Annotated in this window: 22 protein-coding genes; 9 read left to right on the top strand and 13 right to left on the bottom strand. The window is 70.1% G+C overall.

Annotation, left to right across the window (positions count from 1 at the left end; genetic code table 11):
• Positions 1-32: 32 nt before the first annotated feature.
• Positions 33-1,082 carry a hydroxyacid dehydrogenase gene (locus ACGF8B_RS30815; protein WP_392745169.1) on the top strand — a complete coding sequence of 350 codons (1,050 nt, stop codon included), beginning with the start codon at positions 33-35 and terminating at the stop codon, positions 1,080-1,082.
• Between the two features lie 79 nt (positions 1,083-1,161).
• Here the strand turns inward: ACGF8B_RS30815 and ACGF8B_RS30810 are convergent, their stop codons facing one another.
• The 9 genes from ACGF8B_RS30810 to ACGF8B_RS30770 all read right to left on the bottom strand — a co-directional run bounded on the left by ACGF8B_RS30810 (position 1,162) and on the right by ACGF8B_RS30770 (position 11,939).
• Positions 1,162-2,718 carry a DUF4832 domain-containing protein gene (locus ACGF8B_RS30810; RefSeq protein ID WP_392745168.1) on the bottom strand — a complete coding sequence of 519 codons (1,557 nt, stop codon included), beginning with the start codon at positions 2,716-2,718 and terminating at the stop codon, positions 1,162-1,164.
• Between the two features lie 165 nt (positions 2,719-2,883).
• Positions 2,884-3,990: a peptidase C39 family protein gene (locus ACGF8B_RS30805; RefSeq protein WP_392745166.1), complete on the bottom strand. Its 1,107-nt coding sequence runs from the start codon at positions 3,988-3,990 to the stop codon at positions 2,884-2,886.
• 77 nt (positions 3,991-4,067) lie between these two features.
• Complete coding sequence (locus ACGF8B_RS30800; RefSeq protein ID WP_392745304.1) at positions 4,068-6,164, bottom strand: iron ABC transporter permease; 2,097 nt, start codon at positions 6,162-6,164, stop codon at positions 4,068-4,070.
• 50 nt (positions 6,165-6,214) lie between these two features.
• The gene (locus ACGF8B_RS30795; protein ID WP_392745165.1) at positions 6,215-7,279 is read right to left on the bottom strand and encodes an iron-siderophore ABC transporter substrate-binding protein; all 1,065 of its coding nucleotides are present in this window, start codon (positions 7,277-7,279) and stop codon (positions 6,215-6,217) included.
• A 56-nt stretch (positions 7,280-7,335) separates the two neighbouring features.
• Positions 7,336-8,232, bottom strand: coding sequence for an ABC transporter ATP-binding protein (locus tag ACGF8B_RS30790; protein WP_392745164.1), 897 nt, complete (start codon positions 8,230-8,232; stop codon positions 7,336-7,338).
• A gap of 165 nt (positions 8,233-8,397) precedes the next feature.
• Positions 8,398-9,177, bottom strand: a complete 780-nt coding sequence (locus tag ACGF8B_RS30785) for a helix-turn-helix domain-containing protein (RefSeq protein WP_392745162.1) — start codon at positions 9,175-9,177, stop codon at positions 8,398-8,400.
• A complete protein-coding gene (locus ACGF8B_RS30780) occupies positions 9,066-9,575 on the bottom strand; it encodes a winged helix-turn-helix transcriptional regulator (protein WP_392745303.1) in 510 nt (169 codons plus the stop codon). Before ACGF8B_RS30780 ends, ACGF8B_RS30785 begins: the two co-directional genes overlap by 112 nt.
• Before the next feature lie 324 nt (positions 9,576-9,899).
• A complete protein-coding gene (locus ACGF8B_RS30775) occupies positions 9,900-11,006 on the bottom strand; it encodes a serine hydrolase domain-containing protein (RefSeq protein ID WP_392745160.1) in 1,107 nt (368 codons plus the stop codon).
• A gap of 327 nt (positions 11,007-11,333) precedes the next feature.
• A complete protein-coding gene (locus tag ACGF8B_RS30770) occupies positions 11,334-11,939 on the bottom strand; it encodes a helix-turn-helix domain-containing protein (RefSeq protein WP_392745159.1) in 606 nt (201 codons plus the stop codon).
• A 92-nt stretch (positions 11,940-12,031) separates the two neighbouring features.
• On the opposite strand from ACGF8B_RS30770, the gene ACGF8B_RS30765 reads away from it, so the two are divergent.
• Entirely contained in the window at positions 12,032-12,661 is a 630-nt protein-coding gene (locus ACGF8B_RS30765) for a class I SAM-dependent methyltransferase (RefSeq protein ID WP_392745157.1), read from the top strand.
• A gap of 30 nt (positions 12,662-12,691) precedes the next feature.
• A complete protein-coding gene (locus ACGF8B_RS30760; RefSeq protein WP_392745155.1) occupies positions 12,692-13,192 on the top strand; it encodes a DinB family protein in 501 nt (166 codons plus the stop codon).
• A 99-nt stretch (positions 13,193-13,291) separates the two neighbouring features.
• Here the strand turns inward: ACGF8B_RS30760 and ACGF8B_RS30755 are convergent, their stop codons facing one another.
• Positions 13,292-13,666: a VOC family protein gene (locus ACGF8B_RS30755; protein ID WP_392745153.1), complete on the bottom strand. Its 375-nt coding sequence runs from the start codon at positions 13,664-13,666 to the stop codon at positions 13,292-13,294.
• Positions 13,667-13,776: 110 nt separating this feature from the next.
• On the bottom strand, positions 13,777-14,613 hold the full coding sequence (locus tag ACGF8B_RS30750; RefSeq protein WP_392745152.1) for a ribonuclease activity regulator RraA: 837 nt from the start codon (positions 14,611-14,613) through the stop codon (positions 13,777-13,779).
• A 91-nt stretch (positions 14,614-14,704) separates the two neighbouring features.
• On the opposite strand from ACGF8B_RS30750, the gene ACGF8B_RS30745 reads away from it, so the two are divergent.
• The 6 genes from ACGF8B_RS30745 (at position 14,705) to ACGF8B_RS30720 (ending at position 23,362) form a co-directional block, all read left to right on the top strand.
• Positions 14,705-16,000 (top strand): alpha-L-fucosidase, encoded by a 1,296-nt coding sequence (locus ACGF8B_RS30745; protein ID WP_392745302.1) that lies wholly within the window; start codon positions 14,705-14,707, stop codon positions 15,998-16,000.
• Positions 16,000-18,003, top strand: coding sequence for a heparinase (locus ACGF8B_RS30740; protein ID WP_392745150.1), 2,004 nt, complete (start codon positions 16,000-16,002; stop codon positions 18,001-18,003). The genes ACGF8B_RS30745 and ACGF8B_RS30740 overlap by 1 nt, the downstream gene beginning before the upstream one ends.
• A 219-nt stretch (positions 18,004-18,222) precedes the next feature.
• A complete protein-coding gene (locus ACGF8B_RS30735; RefSeq protein ID WP_392745149.1) occupies positions 18,223-19,458 on the top strand; it encodes an ABC transporter substrate-binding protein in 1,236 nt (411 codons plus the stop codon).
• Positions 19,437-20,357 (top strand): carbohydrate ABC transporter permease, encoded by a 921-nt coding sequence (locus ACGF8B_RS30730; protein ID WP_392745147.1) that lies wholly within the window; start codon positions 19,437-19,439, stop codon positions 20,355-20,357. Before ACGF8B_RS30735 ends, ACGF8B_RS30730 begins: the two co-directional genes overlap by 22 nt.
• Positions 20,358-20,370: 13 nt before the next feature.
• Positions 20,371-21,285 (top strand): carbohydrate ABC transporter permease, encoded by a 915-nt coding sequence (locus ACGF8B_RS30725; RefSeq protein ID WP_392745145.1) that lies wholly within the window; start codon positions 20,371-20,373, stop codon positions 21,283-21,285.
• Between the two features lie 85 nt (positions 21,286-21,370).
• Positions 21,371-23,362, top strand: a complete 1,992-nt coding sequence (locus ACGF8B_RS30720) for a right-handed parallel beta-helix repeat-containing protein (RefSeq protein ID WP_392745144.1) — start codon at positions 21,371-21,373, stop codon at positions 23,360-23,362.
• A gap of 62 nt (positions 23,363-23,424) precedes the next feature.
• Here ACGF8B_RS30720 and ACGF8B_RS30715 read toward each other — a convergent pair whose 3' ends face one another.
• Together ACGF8B_RS30715 and ACGF8B_RS30710 are read right to left on the bottom strand one after the other, a co-directional pair.
• Positions 23,425-24,243 (bottom strand): GntR family transcriptional regulator, encoded by an 819-nt coding sequence (locus tag ACGF8B_RS30715; protein ID WP_392745143.1) that lies wholly within the window; start codon positions 24,241-24,243, stop codon positions 23,425-23,427.
• 341 nt (positions 24,244-24,584) lie between these two features.
• The gene (locus tag ACGF8B_RS30710) at positions 24,585-25,409 is read right to left on the bottom strand and encodes an amidohydrolase family protein (RefSeq protein WP_392745141.1); all 825 of its coding nucleotides are present in this window, start codon (positions 25,407-25,409) and stop codon (positions 24,585-24,587) included.
• Positions 25,410-25,502: the final 93 nt, after the last annotated feature.

Below are 25,502 nucleotides of genomic sequence, written 5' to 3'. Positions count from 1 at the left end.
GGAACAGACCACTCCCGAAGGGTAGGACCCCCATGACATCGGCACCCAAGCCCGCGCCCGTATCCGGTTCGCGCCGCGCCGTCCCCGTGGCGTTCGCCATGCCCGAGGCGACCTTCCGGCGGGTCTTCGGCCCGGCCGACCTCTCCGCCCTGCGCGAGTCCGGCACGGTACGACTCCTCGCGGACCGTCCGCTGGACCCGGACGTGCCCGAGGATCGCGAACTGCTCCGCGGTGTCGAGGTGTTGCTCACCGGCTGGGGCACCACCCCGCTCGACGCCCGGCGGCTCGACCTGCTGCCCGGTCTGCGTGCGGTGGTGCACTCGGCGGGCACGGTACGCCCGGTCGTCGACGACGAGGTGTGGGCGCGGGGCGTCGCGGTCACGTCGAGCACCGCGGCCAACGCCGTCCCGGTCGCCGAGTACACGGTGGCGATGATCGTGCTCGCCGCGAAGCGGACGTTCACCGCGGCGGAGTCGCTGCGCCGCGACGACGGGCCGGTGGACCTGGAGAAGGACTGGCCCGAGGTCGGCCTGCACGGCATCACGGTCGGGCTGATCGGGGCCTCCCGGGTCGGCCGCGCGGTCATCGAGCGGCTGCGGGACTACGACGTACGGATCGTGGTGGCGGACCCGTACCTGGACGACGGGGAAGCCGCCGAACTCGGTGTGCGGCGAGTGGAGTTGGCTGAACTCTTCGCGGGCAGTGACATCGTCTCGCTGCACGCGCCACTGCTGCCCGCCACCCGCGGCCTGATCGACCGTACGCTGATCGAACGCCTGCGGCCGGGAGCCACCTTCATCAACACCGCACGCGGTGCGATCGTCGACCAGGAGGCGCTCGCCGACCGTCTCGAACGGGGGGACATCGCCGCGGTCCTGGACGTCACCGAGCCCGAGCACCTGCCCGCCGGCGCACGCCTGCGCACGACGCCCAACACGTTCATCACGCCGCACATCGCGGGCTCGATGGGCAACGAGCTGCGGCGGCTGGCCGCGAACGCGATCCGTGAGACGCTCGCGTTCACGGCCACCGGTACGCTCCTCGACCCGATCCGGCCGGAAGAGTTCGCGGTCCAGGCCTGAGCCGCAGGCCCGGACGGGGCGGCTCGCCACGCCGATCAGCCTCCGGCGCGTCGTCCGGAGGCTGTTCGGCGTTCCCGGGTCAGTGGACCGTGACGTCCCCGGCGACCAGCCAGCCGCCCGCGGCGGCCTCCTTCGCGGCGAGTTCGATGCCCGGGGCGTTGCCGCGCGTGGTGTCGACGATCGCCACCCCCCACCGGTAGCGGCCCTTGGCCACCCCGGCCAGGCGTGCCCGGAACGTGTGGCTCGCCACGGCTCCCTTGCGCCATGCGGACGGATCCGAGCCCTTGTCGACGAAGACGTGTGCGGCGGTGCCGTCCGATCCCAGCAGGGCCAGGGCGGGCCGGTACTTGTTCTTCCACTGGGGCAGGTCGTTGGGCAGGTTGGCCCAGCCGAGGTTGGCCCAGTCGTGGCGCAGCTCGGCGGTGCCGCCCGCGACGACGTGCGCCGGTGCCTTCACCGTCGTCGGGTACAGGCGGTAGCCGGCTTCGGCGACGGCCCTCTTCACCAGGTCGAAGCTGCCGGTGAACCAGGACAGGGTCTCGCCGGTCCGGAAGTCCATCGCGTTGACGTGGGCCTCCGCCGAATCGTCGAACTCGCCCTTCCGGACGTCCGCGACGGTCTCGTACCCACGTGGGTCGACGGTGTAGTCGTGCTGTGTCGTCACCCAGCCGCCCTCCATCAGGATCGGCCGCCGGTGGCGCCACTTCTCGGCGTAGGCGCGTTCCCAGTCCCCGTAGTAGGTGGTCATGCCGAACGCGTCGTGCCGCAGCATGAATCCCCGGTCCACGGCGATGTCCAGCAGCCGCTCGCTGTCCGCGTCCGGCGCGCCCCAGTCCTTCTCGGCGCCGATGAGCCGGTGGTAGTTGATGGCGAGCGGGACGCGGGTGAACGCGTCCGCGTACAGGTCCACGATCCAGCGCAGCACCGACTCGCGGTTGGCGTGGTCGACGTACCTCATGGTGTGGCCCTCGCCCCACTTGCCCAGGCCGTAGCCGTCGATGAAGTCGACGGTCGCGGGATCGTTGAACCGCTTCGCGAACGCCTTCACGAAAGCGGCGTACTTCGCCTGGAACACCGGGTCGTCCGGGTAGGGGGACCACACGGTCCTGCTGCCCGTCTGTGTCTCGTAGCCGGCCGCGCCGGCGCCCCGTACGAAGTCCGGTGTGAAGCCGTACGGCTTGTCCCGGCTGTCCACGACGACCCGGAACGCCAGCCGCAGTCCACGCTTCCGGGCGGTGGCGATCGCGGCCTTGAGGTCCTCGTCGGTGTCCCAGCCGTAGACGCCCTCCGACGGCTCCAGCCGCGACCAGGCGATCCGCAGGTAGAACGTCGAGGCGTAGTCCGACGCGCGGACGGTGCCTTCGACACCGGGGACGTCGATGGCGTCGCGTGCCGTCCAGAAGTCGTCGGGGAACGAGGTGTCCCCGTAGAGCACCCAGCCGTTGAGCGGATTGCGCAGGACCGTCGAGTGGTCGGCGGTGTACGTCTTCGTCGACACCGCCCGCGCGTGCCTGGCGCCGGCCGGTCCGTGCGGGTTCGCGGCCGCGGCCCCGGGAAGCGCGACGGCCGATGTTCCCACCGCCAGTCCCAGCCCGAGTGCGGTTCTGCGGCTGATCTTTCGCATGGGGGCAGCCATGGATCGTCTCCTCTGGAGAAACACGCGTTCGCGCTGTCACACGGAAGACTGCTCGGAACCGATGTACGCGACAAGACCATTCCGTCGACCGCACATCGATCGCACATGAGGACGCGGCGAAAGGGGCCGGAACCGGTCGGCTCCGGCCTTGTGGCGGCCTTCGTCTCAGGCTCCCGGCCCGGGAGGAGGTGTGGTGTGCCGCTCCGGGCCGCCGATGATCACGGCGCCCCGGAAGCCGTCCGGCGAGATCGTCGACATCGCGTCGAGCGACGGGGTCGGGACGGGCAGCAGGTGGGCGTCGACCCAGGTGTCACCCGCGGCGGTGTTGGTCCATGGGTCCTCGATCACGACGGCACCCGGCACGGCGCCGTGGCAGAGCACCCAGTGCGGTACGTCGAAGCCCTGCATCTCGGCGAGCGAGACCAGGAGCAGCACGTGCTCCCGTCGGCCGAGCGCGCTCCGGATCGCCGTCATGGGCAGATGACGCGAGTCGATCGGGACGCCGACCCGTCCGGCTTCCGCCCGCGACGTCTCCTGGAGCACGGCACGCCACTCCTGTTCGTCCTGCGGGTAGTGGCCGAGCAGGACCGGCCGGTCCGTGTCGAGGGAGACGGTGACCGGGGACGACGGCCACGCCCGGCGCACGGCGACGCCCAGTCCGACGGGTTCGCACGCGGGGAAGTTCGTCGCGTCGCGCCACAGTGTCAGCTCCGCCCGGCGGTCGAGCGATTCCCGCGGCAGCCGCCCCGCGTGCGCCTGCGCGACCAGGGCTGTGACGGCGCCGCAGGTGAAGTGGGTCGTCTGCCCGTAGTACGGGGGTTCGTCGACCGCTTCGTCGTGCAGCCAGCGCACATGGCCGGCAGCGGGCCCGCTCGTCGCCTCCGGCTGCGTGAGCGGAGGACTCAACGGGGCGAAGCCCGCAGCGGCGGCGACCTCGGGGGTCACCGTCCAACCCTCCCACTTGACCTGTGCGAGTTCGCGGTCGCGTGCGTGGGCGACCACGGCCCGTACGGCTGCCGGCACGTCGCCGATGGCATCGACGATCTTCAGGTAGGCCGTGTGCGGGCGGGCCGTCACGAGCGCGGCGGCTGTCCAGTCATCGTCGTCGTCGCCCACGACGGCCACGATGTGGGGAGCGTGGGCGGAGCGGTCGACCCGACGCCAGCGTTCCACTACGTCGTGGTGTCCGAGCCGCTCCAACCGGTCCGGCGGCCCGGCGGGATCGAACGGGACGACGGTGCTCTTCACGGGCGTGTTCTGACGGGGCGGCATTCCGGCACTCCTTGACGGGTCGGAGGGGGTGAGGGTCGGGGCCGTCGGCACCCCGGCACCGGGCAGGGCACCCGATGTCATGCGCGCGACTTTCGGAGCACCCAGATGAAGTACGGAGCCCCGACCAGGGAGATCATGAGGCCCGCCGGCATCTGGGCGGGCGCGACGACAGTGCGGCCGAGGGCGTCGGCCACGCAGACCAGCAGTCCGCCCAGCAGCATCGAGACCGGGATCAGGCGCCCGTGCCGGGCGCCGACCAGTGACCGTGCGAGGTGCGGGGCCACAAGCCCCACGAAGCCGACGACGCCGACGGCGATCACGCTGAGCGCCGCGAGCACCGCGGCGATCGCCAGCGCGGCGAATCGTGTGCGTTCCGGCCTGACGCCGACCACGCGCGGGGTGTCCTCGTCGACGGCGAGCAGATCGAGCCGGTGCCGCATGCCCAGCAGCACGGGGAGCGCGAGCGCCAGCGCCGCCGCGACCGGTACGACGTCGGGCAGCGAGCGACCGTAGGTCGTGCCGGAGAGCCAGGTGAAGATCCGGGGTGTGTTCCACGGGTCGGCGCGCAGCAGCAGGAAGGTGGTGACGGAGCTGAGGCCGTATCCGCAGCCGATGCCGATGAGTACGAACCGGTCGGGCAGGAAGCCGCCGCGCCAGGACAGCAGGGCGATCACCGCGAACGTGGCGAGCCCGGTCGTCACCGCCGCGGCGATGAGCAGCGGCCGTCCGCCGGACAGGCCCGAGGTCACGATGGTCACCGCACCCAGACCGGCGCCCGCCGTGATGCCGAGTACTCCCGGCTCCGCCAACGGGTTGCGGACCGCGCTCTGCACGGCGCATCCGGACAGTCCGAGCGCCGCGCCGGCGAGCACCGCGGCGACCACGCGTGGGACCCGGTCGTCGAGCGCCTGGCCGATCAGGTCCGGGGCGAGCCCCCGGCCCCAGAGCACGATGTCCCCCGTCCGCAGCCAGAGGCTCCCCGCGAGGGTCGCCACGAGGGCCGCCGCGGCCAGGAGCACCACGGCGCCGATCACCACAAGGAGGAACGACCGGCGCGACCGTGTGGCGACCCGTGCGCGCGGCGGTTGCCGCAGCCCGCCCGTGTCGCGCAGGCGGAGCGCGAGGACCACGATCACAACGGCGCCGAGCAGCGCCGTCGGTACGCCCGTGGGAATGGAGGCGGCTTCGCCGGCACCCTGCACCGCGCGCAGGGACGCGTCCGCGAGCAGGATGAGCAGTGCGCCGAGCAGCCCGGACGCGGGCACCATCAGGAGGTGCCGGCGCAGCGCCCGGACCCGCCCCGCGATCAGGCGGGCCAGGACGGGGGCGCCGAGTCCGACGAAGGCGATCGGACCCGCGAGCGTCACCGACGTGCTGGTCAGGAGCACCGCGCAGAAGACGGCGATCACCCGGGTGGTGCGGATCGGCACGCCGAGGGAGGACGCGGCGTCGTCGCCGAGGCCCATCACGTCCAGCTTCCTGGACAGCGCCAGGGCGACGCAGAGCACCACGGCCATGAGAGGGAAGGCGCGTACCGACGCGTCGATGTTCAGCTGCGCGAGCGAGCCGCTTCCCCAGGCGAACAGACCGGTCGTGTTCTGTTCGAACAGGATGAGCAGCATCGCGGTCGCCGAGTCCAGGGCCATCGCCATCGCCGATCCGGCGAGGATGAGGCGCGTGCCCGCGGTGCCCGAGGCCCGGCCCGCGAGGGCCAGCACGAGCGCCGCCGCGAGCAGGCCGCCGGCGAAGGCGACGGCGCCCGAGGCCCACAGGGGGACGGTGAGGCCGAAGGCCGCGACGAGGGAGAGCGTGAAGTAGGCCCCGGCCGTGACGGCGAGGGTGTCCGGGGAGGCGAGCGTGTTGCGCGTGACGGACTGCAGCAGTGCGCCGGCTGAGCCGAGGGCGAAGCCCACTGCCACACCCGCGAGCAGGCGCGGCAGGCGGGATCCGGTGAAGATCTCGCCGACCGGTGCCCCGCCGGTGTTCGCCCCGCCCCCGGCGAAGTACCGCACCAGATCCCGGACGCCCACGCCCGATGTCCCTTGCGTCAGGTGCCACATGCCCACCAGGGCGACCGCGACGAGGAGGAGCGCCAGGACGGCCGCCCCGGCGGAGCCGTGACCGGTGCCCGGCCGCGGTTTCCGTCCGGGGGCCGGCGCCGGCGGTGTGCCCACCTCTGGTGATGTGCTCACCTTTTGTTCCGTGCTCACTTCGGGTGTTGTGTTCACTTCTTTTCGAGCACGTCGACGTACGCGTCGATCGCCTGCTCACAGGAGCGCGGACCGCCCGCGCCCCACACCCGCGCCGGGAACGCGTGCGCGCGGCCTTCCTTCACGGCCGGGAGCGACTTCCAGATCGGGTTCTTCTCCAGCGCCGCGACATATCCTCCCGCTCCTTCGTCGTTGGCGTAGAAGAGGTTGGCCTTCCCCACCGCGGTGAGTCCCTCGGCATCGGTCTGCGCGAGACCGTAGGAGGGATCGACACCGCCGTTCCCGTGGGCCTTGTTCACGTCGTCGGTCCATGCGGGGGTCATACCGAGCTCTTCGCCTATAGCGGTGAACAGGGCGCCCTTGCCGTAGGGGCGGACGGTGAGGTTGCCGCCCTGCAGCCATCCGTCGAAGAACAGGAAGTCCTTGGTCGGCAGTCCGGCGGCGGTCACCTGCTTCTTGGCCTTGGCGAGGTGCTCGTCGAACTCCTTGAGCACCTGGTCGGCCCGTTCGGTGCGGCCCGTCGCCCTGCCGATCATGCTGAACACGTTCTGCATGTTCTTGATCGGGTCGGCCGGGTCCGCCCCCAGCGTGGCCAGCACCGGCACGCCGCGCTTCTCCAGCTTCTTGATGATCTCGTCGTCGGCCTTGAACGCCTCCACGACGACGAGGTCGGGCTTCGTCGCGAAGAGGGTGTCGAGGTCGGGCTCCTCACGGGTGCCGATGTCCTTCACCCCGGCGGGCAGCTTCTCCGCGCTCACCCAGGTGCTGTATCCCTTCGCGTCGGAGACCGCGGTGGGGGTCACGCACAGGGTGAGCGCGTCCTCGATCTGCTGCCATTCCAGGACCGCGATCCGCTTGGCGGGCCTGTCGAGCTTCACCTGCCGGCCGACGCCGTCCTTGAAGGACACCGGCTTTGTCGATGTCGTGGTGGTGTCCTCGGCGCAGCTCTTCGAGGAGGGCGACGCCCGGGTGCCGGCGGCCGTCGTCTTTTCGACGCTGGTCGTGCCGCAGGCCGTTGAGGTGAGTACGACGGCGAGCCCTGTGGCGGCTGCTGCCGCCAGGCGACGGGCACGATTCATTGAGGATCCTCTTTCTGGTGGTTCGGTGGATTGCCGATGATTCGGTGGAGCGGCTTCTAGCGATTCGCCGGGGCGGCCGACGCACCGCTCCGTGCGGAGTGCCGCCCGATCGGGTCGATGCGAAGACGGCCCGTGCGGGGGTCCGCTTCGACCTCGACGCGAATGTCGTAGACCTCGCCGATGTTCTGCGCGGTGAGGACGTCGACGGGGGCGCCCGCCGCGTGCACGCGGCCGGAGCGCATGAGGACCAGCGTGTCCGCGACGCGGGTGGCGTGGTCGAGGTCGTGCAGCACGATGCCCACCGCGACGCCGTGTTCCTCCACGAGGTCACGCACCAGGTCGAGCGTCTCGATCTGATAGCGCAGGTCCAGGTGGTTCGTCGGCTCGTCCAGCAGCACGACGCCGGTGTCCTGGGCCAGGCAGGCCGCGAGCCAGACACGCTGCACCTCCCCGCCGGAGAGTTCCCCGGCCGGCCGGTCGGCCATGTCGCGCACGCCGGTGACATCCATGGCGTGGTCGATGGCGCTCCGGTCGTCGGACGACAGACCGGAGAAGCGGCTTCGGTACGGGTGACGTCCGAACGCCACGACCTCCGAGACCGTCAGTCCCTGTGGCGCGGGCCTCGACTGGGAGAACAGGGTGACCTCGCGCGCGAACCGGCGTGCGCTGAGCAGGGCCGCCGCACGTTCGGGGTGTCCGTCACGGCCCCCGAGCGTCACCCGGCCGTCCTCCACCGGGTGCAGCCGGGCGAGCGCGCGCAGCAGTGTGGACTTCCCACTGCCGTTCGGTCCCACCAGCGCGGTCGCACGACCGCGCTCCAGGGTCAGTGAGACGCCGTGGACGACCGGCGCCCCGCCGTACCGCAGCACCAGGTCGTGGCCGTTGAGGGTGGCCGTGGGCGCGGCGGGGTCGACGGCAGGCCGAACGGCGCGCCGGGAAGAGCTTGTGAACATCGGTGGGTCCGGGTGACTTGAGGGGCAACGACTGCGGCACCCTCCGTCCGGCCGTTGCCGGCCGGGCCGCGGACTCCCCGGCATCCGGAACGGACGTGCACGGCGAGCAACAACTAAGGGTTACCTAACTAAGGGAAGGCTATCTTCCGCTCGTCGTGTCGGCAATCAGGAGTTCTGGACACCCGATACGGGATTCCGGACACCGTCCGGGGATTCGTCGGCCGCGACGAAGAACGCCCCGGGCGTGGCCCCCATGACCCGTCGGAAGGCGGCGATGAAGGTACTGGGCTGTGCGTAGCCGAGCACGTCGGAGACGGTCTGCACGTCGAAGCCCTCGGAGAGCAGCGTCAGCGCCCGGTGGGCGCGCAGCATCTGCCGCCACTGCGCGAAGGAGAGCCCGGTGGCCCGGCGGAACGCGCGGGCGATCGTGCGGTCGCTGATCCCCAGGGTGCGCGCCCACTCGTCCAGCGAACGGCAGTCGGCGGGATCGTCCAGCAGGGCTTCGGCTATCGCGTCGATCCGGGAGTCGCCGGGCAACTGCAACGCGAACTGGCGCTCCGCCGGCTGGAGCACGTCGAACACCACCGCCTCCGCCCGCGCCCTGGCCGCGGCTTCGAGATCCGTGCGGGCCAGATGGGCCAGCAAGGACTCCAGCACCGGCGTCATCGTGATCGCGGTCGGCCCCTCGAACGTGAACGGCGTGCGGTCGGGGGCGAAGAAGGCATCGTGGAACCGCACACCCGCCGTCGCCCGTCCCCCGTGCACCACGCCGGCCGGCATCCACAGCCCGTATCCCTCGGACACGGTGAAGACACGGTCCTCCACACGGGACGTCAGCGTCCCCCCGCGCACCCAGACGAGCTCGTGCAGTTGGTGCGAGTGCGGCGCCCACTCGGTGGAAACGGAAGGAACCTGCGATTCGGCGAGGATGACGAAGGGTGCCACCGTCCGCCCGGGACGCACCGCGGCCCGGCGCACCACAGTGCTCGCTTCGCGCCGCCACATCCCGGGGCTCGCGCCATTACGGGACGATTCGACCATACGAGCGAGTGTATCCAGGGCCTGCATCGAGGTCGCACACCCCCCGTGGCCCGGCCGAAGGGCGGGACTGCGGCCGCGGCAGGCGTGCCGGACGGCCACTCATGACGGCAGGCCCTGGCCTCATGCAGACGGCTGGTCTCGTCCAGGCAGCGGCGGGTCCGGGCACACATCCCGTTGACCGCTTCCCGCAGCGCCCCGCCCGCCTCGGTGAGTCGGTACTCCACGCGGGGCGGCACCGTGGCATGCACGGTGCTGTGCACCACGCCGTCCCGTTCCAGCCCGCGCAGTGTCCGCGTGAGCATCGTGTGGCTGATGCCCCACCTGCGGATGACGTTCCACACGCTCGGCCTCTGCGCGATCGGCGACTTCCTCGTCATCGCCGGGCCTGCCGGGGGACGCGCGAAGTACAGTCACGCCTCCGCCACCGTCGTCGTCGAAGATCTCGACGCCCTCCGGTCGACCCCGGAGTCCGTCGGCGCCACCATGACCACTCCCGCGACCGCCGGGCCGACGGGGCGGTTCCTCCGCGCTCGCCATGCGGACGGGGCGGGTGTCGAGTACGTCGAATGGAACGCGGAACTGGTCCGCCGGCTCGTCCACGCACAGCCCCGTGGACGGTCCGGCCGTCAGTCGGCGAGAGCGGCCTCGACGAGCGCCTTGATGTACGGGAGGTCGCTGCCGGCCCCCGTCGGGTTCAGGGAGTACACCATCCGGTGTCCGAGGTCGCGGGTGGCGAAGAACCCGTTGTCCCAGCCGGGTCGGGACCCCGTCTTGCCCCAGGCGTACCGGCCGTCCGAGAGCCGGTAGCGCATGAGCCCGCCGATGCTGTAGCAGGCCTTCGGACCGGGGCAGTTCGCATTGGTGGCGGCGCTCTTCGCCCTCGGCACGGCGAACACCAGCCTCTGCTGGGCGGGCGGGAGCAGGCGGCCCCGGAACAGCGCGGTGACGAAGCGGTCCTGGTCGGCGGCGGTGGAGATCATGCCGCCCTCCGCCCACGGGTAGGGACTCTGCTCGGTCACGTCCTGCCCGTCCACGTATACCTGTGCGTGGGGCGCGGGGATCGTCGGGTCGTCGGCGGCGGGCAGGCCGGTATGGCGAAGGCCCAGCGGCCCGATGATCCTGCGCTCCAGTTCGTCGGTGTAGGAGCGGCCGGTGACCTTCTCGACGATCAGGCCGAGAACGAACGAGTTGAGCCCGTTGTACTGCTGCACAGATCCCGGTGCGGGCGGCGCGCCGGTGGCCTTGGCGAACGAGTCGCGCAGAAAGTCTTCGGGCGTCACGGACTTGAGCTGCCATCCGGGCCCGTCGGCCGGGCCGGGCGTCGGGGCAGGCTTGGGCAGACCACTCGTGTGGTCGAGGAGCTGGCGCACGGTGACGCGGTGGTACGCCTTGGGCAGCACCTCGGGGACGTACCGCCGCGCCGGGGTGTCGAGGCCGATCCGGTGCTCGGCGACGAGTTGAAGCACCAACGTGTTGGTGAAGGCCTTGGTGACACTGCCGATCCGGAAATGTGCGTCGGCGGTGACCGGTCCGGCGGTGGCGCCCACGCCGTCCCGCCTGATCAGCGCGCCCGCGACGATGCCGTCGGGCAAGCGGTCGAGGACGTCCTGGACGGTGGGGTCCGCGGGCGCCGGGGTGCCGGCAGCAGGCGCGGCGGCGCCCGAGGGCAGCACCGCGCCCGCCGTGACTGCGGTGGCCAGGGCGAGGGTGGTGACGGCGAATCGGATACGCATCGAGATTCCTCCGGAGTGACACTGGGGCTTGACGGCATCGCCAACTCTGCTGCGCGCGAAGGCCGTTGCCCATCAGTGATCACCCTGATCACAACCCCGACCGGCCCCCGATGGGCACCACCCGGGCGCCGAACCCGCCACGCCGGACGCGCTGGATGGCGGTCGCAGGACCCGAGATCGCCAGGGCCCTCGCACCGGGCTGCGTCCTCGCCGGCCTGTGGAACGTCATGGACGACCGGACTGCCCGCCGCCTCTCGCATCAGTGCCGGCCTCGGCCCGGGGCGAGGCCGCGGACTGGTCGGGGACAGGCCCGTCCCCTCGCCGAACTCACTGCCCGTCGTGGCACTGGGGCGTCCGGTCGGGCGTCACGCGCAGGTGCGCACGCGCCCCCTGCGGTCCGAAGAGGATCAGGGCTTCGACCACACCGCCGTCGGCACTGCCCAGCCAGTGCGGGAGCGTCGTGTCGAACTCGGCGACCTCACCGGGTGTCAGGGTCAGTTCGCGCTCACCGAGCAGCAGCCGCAGACGGCCGCTGAGAATGTACAGCCATTCGAAGCCTTCGTGGGTCTGCGGCGTCGGTTCGCGGAGGGCCGGCGAGGCAGGAATGATCATTTTGAACGCCTGCATGCCACCGGGCCGCCGTGACAGCGGGACGAAGACCATCCCGAAGCGCCGGATCGGCTTCAGGTGGATGCGGGGGTCACCGGTGCGCGGCGCACCGACGAGGTCGTCGAGGGGCACGCCGTAGAGCCGGGCCAGCGGGAGCAGCAGGTCCAGAGCCGGTCGGCGCTGTCCGCTCTCCAGCCGGGACAGTGTGCTCTCCGACACCGCGGTCACCTCGGCGACACCGGCGAGGGTCATGCCGCGTTCGCGGCGCAACGCGCGCAGCCGGGCTCCGACGGCACCGAGTACGTCTTCCGGTTCACGTTCCATCACACCATCTTGCCGAAACCGCAAGCTTCCGTGCCGGTCCGGTAACGCCCGGCAAGACTGCCGAGCGTTCGTTCCCGGCAGAAGGAGCCCTGATGAGCAACACCGACGTGGTCGAGTTCTGGAATGACGTCTACGCGGCCCGCCCGGCGGCCGTCGATCCTCGGCCCAACGTATGCCTCACCGAGACAGTCACCGGCCTGCCGCCCGGTGCTGTGCTGGACCTGGGGTGCGGCGCCGGCGGCGATGCGCTGTGGCTCGCCCGCCTGGGATGGCATGTCACCGCCGTCGATGTCTCCTCCGTGGCGGTCGAGCGACTCCGCGGCCTCGCCCTCGCGGACGGCCTGTCCGACGACCGCCTCTCGGCGCAGCAGCACGACTTGCGCCGTTCGTTCCCCGACGGCGCATTCGATCTCGTCTGCGCCCACTATCTCCACACTCCCCTGGACCTGGACAGGGCGGCCGTACTGCGTGCGGCAGCGCACGCGCTGCGCTCGGGCGGCCGGCTGCTGGTCGTGGACCACGGATCGACAGCCCCGTGGTCGTGGGACCAGGACCCGGATGTCCGGCACCCGGCCCCGCGGGAGGTCGCTGCGGACCTGGCCCTGGACCCGGAGACCTGGGCGGTCGAGACGGCCGACGCACGTACACGGACCGCGACCGGCCCGGACGGCCGTACGGCCGAGGTCACCGACCATGTCCTGATCATCCGCCGCACCGTCTGAACAGGGCACGGTCCTCGAAAGGCAGACCTCATGGACACCTCTTCCCGGCGTATCCGCCACACCGACACCCCGCCGCCCCGCACCGGAAACAGCGAGACCGCGGTTCTGCGCGGGTTCCTCGACTACCTGCGGGACTCGCTGGCCGCGAAGGTCGAAGGCGCCCCCGAACCCCAGGTCCGAAGAGCCGCGGTGCCGTCGGGCACGAACCTTCTCGGCCTGCTCAACCACCTCACGTACGTCGAACGAGCGACGTTCCTCGGAGCCCGGATCACCGACTGGCCGGCGACCTTCGACGCCTCCCCTTCGCACACCGCGGCGGACGTCGTCACCCGCTACCGGGAATCGGTCACCGCGGCGAACGAGGTACTCGACAGATGCGCCGACCCCGGCGCGCCGCTCCCCCGCTCCCGACCGGGCGAACCCGCACCCACTGTCCGCTGGGCACTCGCCCACATGATCGAGGAGACCGGCCGCCACGCCGGACACGCCGACATCCTCCGCGAACTGATCGACGGCTCGACCGGACGCTGACTCGCGCCGCCGGGCAGGAACACGGGCCACCCGCTGTCTCGCCCTCTGCGCTCGTGTGCGTCCGCCCCGCACCGGGAAGCGTCGTCGATCCCGAGGGTTTCAGCTTCTGACCAGGCAGAACGGATGCCCGGCCGGATCGGTGAAGACGCGCGCCCTGGCCGCGTCGTGTGGCTGGAACTCCGGCTTGCCCGCGCCCAGTTCCAGCAGCCGGGCCTCGACCTCGTCCAGGTCCTCCCCGACGCTGAAGCAGATGTGCAGCTGCTGGGGAACGGCCTGGCCGGGCCAGCTCGGAGCTCGGTGGTCGTCCACCCTTTGAAAGCCCAGGAGAAGTCCGTCCGCACGGCTGAGGCCGGCGAAATCGGCGTTCGACTCAGGATGCGGTTCGAGGCCGGTGGCCTGGTGATAGAACGCCGCCAGGGCCGACGGATCAGGGCAGTCCAGCGTTATCGCGTCCAACTTCATCCGCAGAGGCATGGCTTCTCCTGATCGCTCGGGTGATCCATCGAAGCACACTCCAGAGGCGCTCGACCCCGGCCGCCCGGCACCGTCCGCGGGAGCAGCGGTTCCGGGCGGCCGGCCGGGGCTCAGTCGGCGGCGGGGCGGCCGGCCAGGTACTCGGTCAGGCTCTCGCCGGTGAGGGGGTAGTAGTCGGAGAGCCGTGCGCCCTCGTCGAGGCGGCGGCGGGCGAACTCCTCCCGGTCCTGGTGCAGCAGGGAGTCCTCGGCGAGCGGGATCGCGTTCCGCTGCGGGACGACGACGGCGCCGTCCTCGTCCGCGACGATCAGGTCGCCGGGCGTCACCAGGGAACCGCCGACGCCGACGGGCACATTGAACGCGGAGGGGAACAGCTCGGTCTGCGAGGCGTAGTGCGGGGTCACACCGGTGCACCAGATGGGTACGCCGAGGGCGCGCACCCGGGCCGCGTCCCGCACCCGTCCGTCCACCACGATCCCGGCGCCACCGCGCAGCTTGAAGTAGCGCACGAGCATGTCGCCGAGGCAGCCGGTGAAGTGACTGCCTCGGGCCGACACCACGAGCACGTCGCCGGGCCGGATGGATTCGAGGACGCCCCACAGCGGGGTCTTGCGCTCGATGTCCTCCTGCTCCGCGCCGTTGAAGATGTCCTCGCGCTGCGGCAGGAACTCCAGCGTCACGGCACCGCCGGTGATCTTGACGTCCGGCTCCCGGTGCAGGGGCACGGGGCCGTCGATGAACGTCCGGGTGATGCCCATCTGGTGCAGCTTCGCACAGGCCGTCGCCGCGCTCACGTCCTTGAGGGCCTCCACCATCCGTGAGGTGGGTCGTACGTAGGCCGAGGTGTGGACCGGCGCTCGCATCGACTCATAAGTACGGGTCTCCTCCGTCTCGTTGATGCGGGTCGCCCCGGTCGACGGTGCTTCCTGATCCCCAATCGGGTGCATGCACTTGCCTCTCCGCGTGCTCGCAGCACGCAACGCCAGTGACATCATCGCCTATCGATGGTAGATAACAGCCAATCGATTAGTGATGTCAATGTGTCAGGAGCCTTCCGTGACCCTCGCCTCCGCCGATCCCGCTGGTTCCACTGTCCGCACCGGGTGGTTCGAGGCGTCGCGCTTCGGGCTCTTCGTCCACTTCGGCCTGTACAGCCTGGCGGCACGGCACGAGTGGGTGCGCAGCCGGGAGGCCATGTCGCAGCGGGACTACGACCGTTACCTGCACCGGTTCGAACCCGATCTCTTCGACGCCCGTCAACTGGCACGTACCGCACGGGAGTCCGGGATGCGTTACGCGGTGCTGACCGCCAAACACCACGACGGCTTCTGCCTGTTCGGCTCGGCGCTGTCCGAATACACCTCGATGCACGCGACCGGCCGTGACCTGGTGCGTGAGTTCGTCGACGCGATGCGCGCGGAGGGTCTGCGGGTCGGCCTGTACTACTCGCTGCTCGACTGGCACCACCCCGACTTCACGATCGACGAGCACCACCCGCTGCGGGACACCGGGGCCCGGCGTGAGCCCCGTGACATGGCGCGCTACCGGACGTACATGGAGGGGCAGATACGCGAACTCCTCACCGGGTACGGGCGTATCGACCTCCTCTTCTTCGACTTCACCTACCCGGAGAAGGGTCCGCAGGAGTGGGGCGCGGATCAACTTCTTGAACTCGCCCGAGAGTTGCAGCCGGGCATTCTGGTCAACGACAGGCTCGGCGTTCCCGGCGACTATGTGACGCCCGAGCAGTACCAGCCCGACCGGCCGCTGGAGCGGGGCGGCGAGCGGGTGATGTGGGAGGCGTGCCACACGCTCAACGGTTCCTGGGGGTACGACCGCGACAACCATGACTACAAGGACCCCGCGCTGCTGGTCCGCATGCTGGTGGAGTCCGTCGCCTGCGGTGGAAATCTCATCCTGAACGTGGGCCCCACCGGTCGCGGCGCCCTGGACCCCCGGGCCCGGGCCACGCTCCGCGCCATCGGCGAGTGGACCGGGCTGCACACCCGGTCCGTGCACGGTGCGGGGCCGAGCGCCTTCGAGGCGCCTGCCAACGCCCTGTACACGCAGTCGGGCACCCGTCTCTATCTGCACCTGCTGGCCTGGCCCCTGAAACACCTCCATCTGCCGGGACTGGCCGGGCGCGTACGGTACGCCCAGCTCCTGCACGACGGCTCGGAGATCCGCTTCCACGAGATGGACGGCACGCGGCACGAGCACAACAACCTCGCGCCGCCGAACCAGCCGGCGGGCACTCTCACCCTGACCCTCCCCGTCGCCCGGCCCGACGTGCTGCTCCCGGTGATCGAGCTGGTGCTGGACGGGGAGGAGTGATGCCGGTGGTGAATCCGCTGGGCGAGCGCCTTTCGGCGGTGCTGGACCCGGACGGTGACCGGGAGCTGGAGCAATTGCTCGCCGATCCGGCCGGGCGGGTGGGGGTGCCCGATGTCACCTGCCGTGCCGTGTGGGACGCGGTCCCGGGCCCGGTACGGGAGCGGGTGCTGGAGGACGCGGCCCGGGAGTCGATCCGGCCGGAGCCCCGGCTGACGGCAGGGGCATGGGCCCGCGCCTTCCGGGACGGTGACCGCAGCGCGTACGAGGACGCGGCCTGGGGTCTCCAGGAGCGGGTGTCACTGCTGACCCTGGCAGCCGTCCTCACCGGAGAGTCGGCCGATGCGAGGGAGGCACCCGGGGCCTGCCCGTATCTGGATGCCGCGATCGACGGGCTCGTTTCGTTCGCCGACGCCGGCACCTGGTGCTGGGCACCGCACGAGCGCTTCGCGGCGGAGCGCGGCGACCTCGTGCCCGATCCGGACGAGCCGTATCTGGACCTGGGCGCCGCCGAGGTCGCCTCGCTGTTCGCCTGGGCGGACCACGTACTCGGGCCGCATCTCGACCGCCGGATGCCGGGCCTGCGGCGCAGGCTGCGCCGCGAGGTGGAACGGCGGGTGCTGCTGCCCTTCGAGCACCGCCGGGACTGGCGCTGGATCGGTGCGGACGGCGGCGCCAACAACTGGAACCCGTGGATTCACAGTGCCGTGCTCGCCGCCGCGCTGCTGCTCTGCCCGGACGACGCCCGACGCGCCCGCCTCGTACGACTGGTCGTCCAGGGACTCGACCACTATGTGGCCACGCTTCCCGACGACGGCGGGATCGACGAGGGCATCGCCTACTGGTGGGTGGGGGCCTGCCGGCTGCTGGAGATCCTCGATCTGCTCGCCGGTGTCGGCGGCTCCGCCCTCGACGCCCGTCAGCTCCCGCTTCTCGGCGAGTTGTCGAGGTATCCGCAGCGCATGCATTTCGGTGCCGACTGGTACGTGAACGTGGGCGACGCTCCCGCCCGGCTGACGGCCGATCAGCCCTGGCAGGTCCCGTTCCGCTGGGGCAGGCGGCTCGGGCAGCCGGAGACGGTGGCGCACGCGCTGGCCGGAGCGCGCCGGCAGCACGGCGCCGCAGCCCCGCGTGCCGGGCTCGGGCGTGCGCTGGCCGCGCTGTCGGACGAAGAATGGTGCCGGGCCCTCACGGCCGACGCACCGGACACCTCCGCGCCCTGGCTGGCCCACGAGACCTGGCTGCCACGGCTGCAGATCCTGGTGGCCCGCGAGACGGCCGGCAGCACCGCCGGTCTCACCGTCGCGGTGAAGGCGGGCCACAACGGCGAACACCACAACCACCTCGACGTCGGCTCGTACTGGGTGGCGGTGGACGGCCGGCCCCTGGTGGTGGACGTCGGCCGGCCCACGTACACGGCGCAGACCTTCGGGCCCGACCGTTACGCCGCCTGGCCGTTCCGGAGCGACTGGCACAATGTGCCCGAGCCCGGCGTCGCACAGCAGCCCGGTCCCGGGCACCGAGCGCGGGACGTATGCGTCGAACTCGGCCGTGCCGTCAGCGGGATGACCGCCGATCTCGCCGGTGCCTATCCCGGTGGAAGCCTGACCAAATGGGACCGAGCGGTACGCCTGGTCCGGGCCGACGGGACCACTCCCCCGCACGTGAGCGTGGCGGACCGGTGGGAAGGGTGCGGGGAGAGCGTGGCCCTGCACCATGTGCTGGCCGGGCTCGTCGAGCTGGGGGACGGCCGGGCCACGGTCACCGCCCCTGACGGCAGCGGGCTGGTGATGTGCTGGAATCCCCGGGACGCCGACGCCTCCGTCGTACGCAAGGAGCTGGACGACCCGCTGCTGGCCGCGAGTTGGGGAGACCACCTCACCCGGATCACTCTCACGGTCCGCCGTCCCGGCACCCAAGGCCGCGTGACCGTACGGTGGTTGATCGCCGACGGGTCCGGCAAGGCCGGGAAGAACGAACTCAGAGGTTTGGCGCAGCACTCTTGAAGAAGCGGGGTGCCACCCCTAGCATCAGCAATCGATAGACGATAGTCACGGAGGCGAGGGCTTCTCCCCGCCTCCACCGCATCGCACCACCCCGCCGGGCGGCCCGCACCGATGACCGCCCGCACCCCCTCCCGCTACTGCTCCACCGGGAACTCTGCAGCTGAACACCAGCTATCGATTATTCACGACTACGCAACGGAGCGTGTCCCTATGAAAGCAATGTGGCGTCGAACCTGCGGACTCGCCCTGGCCCCTCTGGTGATGGCATCGGCCGTCGCCTGTGGCAACGGGTCCGACCAGGCCTCGGAGGGCACGACCCTCCGCGTCATCGTGAACATCACGCCGAACCTGACGGAGAAGTACTGGAACGATCTCTTCGACACCTACGAGAAGTCCCACCCCGGTGTCACGGTCAAGCTCGAACTGACCGGCACCATCTCGGCGGACGCGAAGCTGAGGCAGGACCTGGCCGCGGGCGACCCGCCGGACGTCGCCCAGCTGATCACACCGACGGCAGACACCGCGTCGCTCTTCGCCGACCTGTCGGACCAGCCGTGGGTCGCCAAGACGCCGCTGGCCGACCAGTACGCCATCGACGGCAAGCAATACGTGGTCGGTGTGGGCGAACAGATTCAGTCGCTCGTCTTCTACAACAAGGCCGCGTTCGAGAAGGCCGGTATCGACGCCACGAGCATCCGGACCATGGGTCAGTTCACCGCTGCCATGGGCAGCTTGAAGGGCGCCGGCTACAAGCCGCTTCAGACGTCCGGACAGTGGGTCACCGGAGCCCAGTTCTCGATGATGGCCGACGCGGGTGTGCTCACTGCCGACCCCGGGTGGACGGCCAAGCGCAACGACGGCAAGGCGTCCTTCGCCAAGAGCGACTACCTGCCCTACCTGGAGAACTACAAGAGCTGGATCGACAAGGGCTATCTGGAGAAGAGCGCGCTCGGACTCACCTACGCGGACGGCCAGACGTCCTTCCTGAACGGCAAGTCCGCGATGTACATCATGGGTTCGTACTTCGTGCCGGCCGCCGACGCCGCGAAGAAGAGCGACGAGATCGGTGTGTTCACCATGCCGACCGACGGGGCCTACCCGTCCGGTCAGTTCGGCAACATCTCCAATCCGTACGTCGTGGTGAACAAGTCGCGCCACAGGGCCGAGGCGATCGAGTTCGTGAAGTGGGCGACCACCGACCCGAAGGCCATCAAGAGCCAGCTCGCCTCCGACGCCAATCTCCGCGAGGGCTTCACGTACCCGATGTCCAGCCTCGGCTCGTCCGTGCAGAAGATCCTGGACAAGGCCCCGTCGGTGATCGTGAAGGCCGGGAAGAGCAAGCCGATCGCCGGGTTCAGCGATGAGCTCAACAAGCAGATCCAGTCCCTGTACACGGACTCGTCCCCCGCGGACGCGGCCGACGGATTGGACAAGTGGTGGAACTCGCAGAGCTGAACGCAGGACTGAAGCAGCGCCGCCGGGCGAGGCTGCGGGACTCGGCGATCTCCCTCGGGATGATGGGCCCGGCCGTCCTGCTCTACACACTGATGACCGTGGTGCCGGTGGGTGTCGCGATCTATCTCAGCCTGACCGACTGGGACGGCTTCTCCACCGCCTCGTTCACCGGGCTCGACAACTACAAGCACCTGTTCGACGACCCGAGTTCGTCGGACGCCTGGTACGTGACGGGTCTGATCGCCGTGGTCGGGACGGTCCTCATGGTGGGACTGGGGCTCGTGTACGCGCTGGCCCTCAAGGGCCGCTCCCGCACGAACTCCTTCTTCCGGGCCGTCGCCTACTTCCCGCACGTCATCAGCGCGCTGATCCTCGGCTATCTGTGGGCGGCGATCCTCGGCACCAACGGCGCCATCAACAACACCCTCGCCAAGTTCGGCATCGAACCGCTCGGCTTCCTCTTCGACGAGAAGTTCGCACTGATCTCGCTGATCGCGGTGATCGTGTGGGCCGGATTCGGCTTCAACGTCGTCCTGTTCGTGGCCGCCCTGCAGACGGTGCCCGCCGAGCTGCTGGAGGCCGCCGCGATCGACGGCGCCTCCAAGCGGCAGATCAATCTCCGGATCGTGATCCCCATGATCGCCCCCGTGGTCACCGTGGCGACGGTCCTGAACCTGGTGGGGCTGATCCGCGCGTACGACATCGTGGTCAGTCTCACCGGCGGCGGGCCGGCCGGGTCGACCCAGACGTTCACGTACCTCATTCTCGCCCGGTCCTTCGAGGGCACCAAGGTCGGGTACGCGACCGCGCAGGCAGTGTTCCTGATGGTGGTGTCCGCCGTGCTCGCCCTCCTCGTGACGGCGCTGCGCAACCGTCAAGACCAAGCTGCGACAGGTTAGTTAGGAGCCGGTGGTGGTCGTACTAGAGGCAGAGGTCCGCGACAGGCCGAAGGCCGCGCCGACCGGGGTCGGTGCCGCGTCGCGGCGTCCGGAGCACAAGGAGCCGCGCTCACCCGTGCGGTGGGCCCTTCTCGGCGTGCTGTTCGTCGTCATGATCGTGCCGATCTACCTGCTCGTGGTGAACGCGTTCAAGTCGCAGCAGGACATCCTCGACAACCCGTTCTCGGTCCCCCTGGGCGGGCTGACCTTCGAGCACATGTCGGCCGCGATCAACAGCCCGCAGTTCAACGTCATCGGTGGCTACGGCTTCACGCTGTTCCTCGTGGTGGTCGTGGACGTGCTGTGCATCCTGCTGGCGGGCCCGGCCGCGTACGCGATCGCGCGCAGCCTCAAGCGGCGTACACAGCTGGTGCTGCTGTACTTCCTGGCCGGCACGTTCATCCCGGGCGCCGCCGTGATCATCCCCGTGATCTACGTACTGCGCGAGGTGGGCCTGGCCAATACCGTGACCGGTCTGGTCGCGCACGACGTGGCGTCCACACTGCCGGTGAGCATCTTCCTGTTCGTCGGCTTCATCCGCACCATTCCCGTGGACATCGACAACGCGGCGACGATCGACGGCGCGGGCCGGTACCGCACGTTCTGGTCCATCATCTTCCCGTTGATGCGCCCCGCGGTCGTCACGGTGCTGATCCTCAACTCGATCGGGATCTGGAACGACTTCGTCTCGCCGCAGATCCTGCTCAGCCCGTCCTCCGGGCACTACACGGTCACGACGGCGATCTACGCCGGCATCAGCCAGTACTCGACGGATCTGACGAAGGTGTTCCCGAACCTTCTGCTCGCCGTGGCCCCCGTCGTCATCTTCTTCATCTACATGCAGCGCCACATCATCAGCGGTCTCACCGTCGGCGCGGTGAAGGGATGAGCAGCCGGTGCACGGTCGCGGTGGAACGGCCGGGCCCGGTGTTTTCCGTCCGAGAGAGAGCCGAGACAAGAGAGAGGATCACGCAGTGCTGAGTAGATGGATACCACGCTCCCGCAGGGGACCGTGGTCCGCAGCCGCCCTGCTCGCCGCCCTGACCGTGGTGGTGGCGGGTCAGCCGGCCGCCGCACAACCGGTCAAGTTCCGGACGGGAAAGACGTATTACGTCTCGCCTTCCGGCCAGGACACCGCCGGCGGCAGGAAGCCCAGGGCGCCGTTCCGGCACATCCAGAAGTGCGCGGACGTGATGGTGCCGGGCGATACCTGCCTGGTCCTGTCCGGCACGTACGAGGAGACCGTGGTGCCGGCCCGCTCCGGCACCGCCGAACTGCCGATCACGTACCGCGCCGCTCCGGGGGCCGAGGTCACCGTGAGCGGCGCCTCCCGGATCGGCGGATTCGAGCCGGTCACCGCCGCCGACGTCACCGAGATCGCCAAGTCCGACCCGTTCGCCGCGAAGTCGCAGTTCAGCGACGCGGTGGCGGCCGGGCACATCTACAGCACGGCCGTCGACCTCGGCACGGACGTGACCACGGTGCAGGTGTTCACCGACAAGAAGATGGACATCGAGGCCCAGTGGCCGTACCCCGGCCTCGACCTGCTCGACCCGGCGCTCCAGTACGCCGGTGCGGGCAGCGCGGACGCCACCATCGCCGACGCGGACCTGACCCGCCCGGCGGGGTACTGGGACGGTGCCCGGGCCCTCACCGGCTACTGGTACGTCTCGGCCACCACCACGGTGAAGAGCTCCGCGGCCGGCTCGGTGACACTGGACGCGGCGCCGCCGTGCGTGCACAAGGTGGTGCCCGCGGAGACCCGGTACTCGCTCTCCGGGAAGATCGGTGAACTCGGCCATCCCGGCGAGTGGTTCTACGACCCGACCGCGAAGCGCCTGTACGTGTACGGCACCGACGACCCGGACGCGCACACCGTCGAGGCCAAGCGGCGCACCCTGGGCTTCGACCTGACGAACGCCAGTCACACCACGATCGCCGGCATCGGCCTGTTCGCCACCACGGTCCAGACCGGTCCCTCCAGCACCGGCGTCACCCTGGACGGCATCAACGGCCGGTACCTGTCGCACTACACGGACATCACCCGGGGTGCGACGGACTGCGGCAGCACCGTGACACGGGGCGTCGGCGACAGCGGCATCATCCTCGACGGCACCCACAACAGAATCGTGAACAGTGATCTGGCGCTGAGCGCCGGGAACGGCATCGCGCTCCGCGGACAGAACAACACCGCCACGGACAACGTGATCCACGACGTCGACTACATGGGCACCTACGCGGCGGGCGTCGCCGTGCAGGGCAACAGCCAGACGGTCACGCACAACACGATCTCCCGCGTCGGCCGCAGCGGGATCAATCTCCAGTGGAACGAGGTGAGCGGCCTCACCCCGGGCAAGGACCTGATCGCGTACAACGACATCTCCGAGTACGCCCGAATGAGTCTGGACGTCGCCGCGATCTACACCTGTTGCAGTGCCTGGATGATGGGCACCTCCATCGACCACAACGTACTGCACGACCCGGCGCCGGCCACGACCTCCACCACGTTCGGGATCTCCGGTGTCTACGCGGACAACGGCCAGAGCGATCTGGTGATCGCGAACAACGTGGGCTGGGGCAACCGGGAGGGCACGGTGATGCTCAACGGCCTGGGCACCGGTTCGCACGACAACAGCGTCTACAACAACACCGGGGGGATGACACTGTTCTATGTGAAGGAGCCGGGGCAGTCGACCGGCACCAGGATCTACAACAACATCGGCACGATCCGGGGCCTGGACGGCGCCACCGACGGCGGGCTCGTGCTCTCCAACAACCTTCCCACGGGCGTCGATCCGCTGTTCGTCAACGCGACAAACCACGACTACCGGCTGACCGCGGAGTCCCCCGCACGCAATCAGGCGATTCCGCTGCCGGGGATCAACGACGGTTCCACGGACGCGACTCCGAGTCTGGGCGCCTACCAGTACGGGGCACCCGCATGGGCCGCCGGGGCCCGTCGTTAGCCGACCCGCGAAACGGCTGTGGGCCCGGTCCGGGATTCCGGACCGGGCCCACAGCCGCTCGGTCAGTTCGCCTTCGGCCTGGCCACCGCCTTCACGGCCGCGCCCTTCCTGACCGCTGTCTTTCCGGCAGTCGTCCGGCCGGCCGCGGTCCCCTTCGCCGCCGTGGCCTTCCTGCGCGGTTTCTTGGCCTCCCGGGCATCCGGGACGGGTCCGCGCCCGGCGGCGTGGTCGGCGAAGGCTGCGGCCGCCTTGTCGGGCTCCCCGGACCGCAGCAGGCCGACGAGCCGGCCGTGTTCGTCGGCCATCGCGCACCAGTCGCCTTCGAAGAGCGGGTCGGAGATGGCCCGCAGGGTGCGCAGGCTCGGCTCGATGACCTCCCACATCCGGGCCAGGAACGGATTGCCCGCGTACTGGCTGACCAGGGTGTGGAACTCTATGTCGGCGTCGCGGAAACCGCTGACGTCGTTGGCGGCGACCGCCTCGTGCATCCGCTCGACCAGTGCGTCGAGCTCGGTGAGCTGTTCCTCGGTGATGTGCTCGGTGGCGAGCCGGGCGGCCAGGCTCTCCAGCGGCTCACGGACCTGACGTGCATACTCCGCGTCCTGTGAGGAGATCTCGACGACGAAGTGTCCGCGTCGCGGGACGTGCGTGAACAGGCCCTCGCGGGCGAGCCGCTTGACCGCCTCACGCACGGGAGCCTGGCTCACGCCGAGCCGCCGGGCGATCTCCGATTCGACCACGCGGTCGTTCGGCGCGAGATCGCCCTCGACGACGGCCTGGCGGAGCAGTTCGTACACCTGGTCCGAGATCAGGGTCTTGCGGAACCGGTCCTTGTTGGTGGCCAGCGTGGAGACGAATCCACCCGACGCATTAGATGCCATGAATACCCAATCCTGCACTGGGGCACGTCAGTTGCGACATGATACGCGCCCGTCCTCTCTCGATGGAGTCACATCGAGGTTTCCAGCTGCCAGTCTTCCGGCCGTTACCGTTCGACAGCCACATGGCCGGGTCGAAATGTGCCATCGGGCCTCTCCGCGGAGGTGGGGACCGAGTCTCGGCGAGATGAAGTCGGTCACTGATCATCGCCTATCGATCATCGAGGGAATCGAAGCAGGGGCGTTCGAGCACTGTCAACCACGCGGACGTCAACCACATGCAGATCAGCCACCCGGAGATCGGCGACATGCAGACCTGCCACACGCGCATCGAGCACGGGGACTCAGCCGCCGAGCCCGTACACCCGGACCGCGTTCGTATGCAGTACGCGATCGAGCTGATCGGCCGCCAGATGGGACAGCCCGACCCGGGACATGGCGAGCGAGTCGGCCCGTGAGCCGCGTGGCAGGCAGATCGGCCAGTCGGAGCCGACGACGCAGCGGTCGGTCCCGAGCGTGTCGACGACGTGTCGCACCATGTGCGCGATGCGCCGCGGCGGGATTCCGTGCTGCTGGGTGAGCAGCCCGGAGATCTTCACCACCACGTTCGGGCTCGCGGCGACACGCTCGACGTCGCGGAACCACTCCCCCGCCTCCGGTGCGCGCGGGTCCGGGGCGTTCCCCAGGTGGTCGACGACGAGAGTGAGCCCGGAATGCCGGGACCCGATGTCGGCGGCCGCCGTCAACGCCCCCCGGTGCAGATTGAGTTCCAGGGCGACTCCCGCTTCGGCCAGCACGGGGACGAGCCCGCGGGCCGGCTCGGGGGTGTCCGCCCACGTGGAGCCGCCGATCCGCATGCCATTGGGGCGGGAGTCGCCCAGCTCCTGAAGAGTGGCGCGGAAGGCATCGGGCCCCTCCGCGCCATGGACGTGGAGATTGGCCACGTACCCGGTGACCAGGTCCGGGCGGCGCCGTCGCAGTTCGCACAGGGCGAGCGTCTCCCCGGCATCGCCGCGCGACGCCTCGACCAGTATCGCTCCGGCGAGGTCGAGGCCCGCGCCCGACTGTTCCAGGTCGTCCTCGTCGAAGGCGCGATGGTGCTCGTCGCCCGGTCGGATCCACGGGAATCCCTGGGCCGGATCCCACAGGTGGACATGGCAGTCGATCACGGTGCGCCTCCTCCTCGGGCCTGTCGGGGCCGCTCCGAAGTATTGACACTTCGGCTCCCCTCCCATGAGTCTAACTATCGGCTATCGATGGGC

Source organism: Streptomyces sp. NPDC047917, assembly GCF_043204345.1.
GTDB lineage: Bacteria > Actinomycetota > Actinomycetes > Streptomycetales > Streptomycetaceae > Streptomyces > Streptomyces sanglieri.
This window is presented reverse-complemented; position numbering and strand designations above follow the sequence as displayed.

Excerpts from the sequence above, each read along its gene's own strand:
- ACGF8B_RS30815 (WP_392745169.1), top strand. The coding sequence starts at position 33 with ATGACATCGGCACCCAAGCCCGCGCCCGTATCCGGTTCGCGCCGCGCC.
- ACGF8B_RS30810 (WP_392745168.1), bottom strand. The coding sequence starts at position 2,718 with ATGGCTGCCCCCATGCGAAAGATCAGCCGCAGAACCGCACTCGGGCTG.
- ACGF8B_RS30805 (WP_392745166.1), bottom strand. The coding sequence starts at position 3,990 with ATGCCGCCCCGTCAGAACACGCCCGTGAAGAGCACCGTCGTCCCGTTC.
- ACGF8B_RS30795 (WP_392745165.1), bottom strand. The coding sequence starts at position 7,279 with ATGAATCGTGCCCGTCGCCTGGCGGCAGCAGCCGCCACAGGGCTCGCC.
- ACGF8B_RS30790 (WP_392745164.1), bottom strand. The coding sequence starts at position 8,232 with ATGTTCACAAGCTCTTCCCGGCGCGCCGTTCGGCCTGCCGTCGACCCC.
- ACGF8B_RS30780 (WP_392745303.1), bottom strand. The coding sequence starts at position 9,575 with ATGCTCACGCGGACACTGCGCGGGCTGGAACGGGACGGCGTGGTGCAC.
- ACGF8B_RS30775 (WP_392745160.1), bottom strand. The coding sequence starts at position 11,006 with ATGCGTATCCGATTCGCCGTCACCACCCTCGCCCTGGCCACCGCAGTC.
- ACGF8B_RS30770 (WP_392745159.1), bottom strand. The coding sequence starts at position 11,939 with ATGGAACGTGAACCGGAAGACGTACTCGGTGCCGTCGGAGCCCGGCTG.
- ACGF8B_RS30765 (WP_392745157.1), top strand. The coding sequence starts at position 12,032 with ATGAGCAACACCGACGTGGTCGAGTTCTGGAATGACGTCTACGCGGCC.
- ACGF8B_RS30760 (WP_392745155.1), top strand. The coding sequence starts at position 12,692 with ATGGACACCTCTTCCCGGCGTATCCGCCACACCGACACCCCGCCGCCC.
- ACGF8B_RS30755 (WP_392745153.1), bottom strand. The coding sequence starts at position 13,666 with ATGCCTCTGCGGATGAAGTTGGACGCGATAACGCTGGACTGCCCTGAT.
- ACGF8B_RS30750 (WP_392745152.1), bottom strand. The coding sequence starts at position 14,613 with ATGCACCCGATTGGGGATCAGGAAGCACCGTCGACCGGGGCGACCCGC.
- ACGF8B_RS30745 (WP_392745302.1), top strand. The coding sequence starts at position 14,705 with ATGTGTCAGGAGCCTTCCGTGACCCTCGCCTCCGCCGATCCCGCTGGT.
- ACGF8B_RS30740 (WP_392745150.1), top strand. The coding sequence starts at position 16,000 with ATGCCGGTGGTGAATCCGCTGGGCGAGCGCCTTTCGGCGGTGCTGGAC.
- ACGF8B_RS30735 (WP_392745149.1), top strand. The coding sequence starts at position 18,223 with ATGTGGCGTCGAACCTGCGGACTCGCCCTGGCCCCTCTGGTGATGGCA.
- ACGF8B_RS30715 (WP_392745143.1), bottom strand. The coding sequence starts at position 24,243 with ATGGCATCTAATGCGTCGGGTGGATTCGTCTCCACGCTGGCCACCAAC.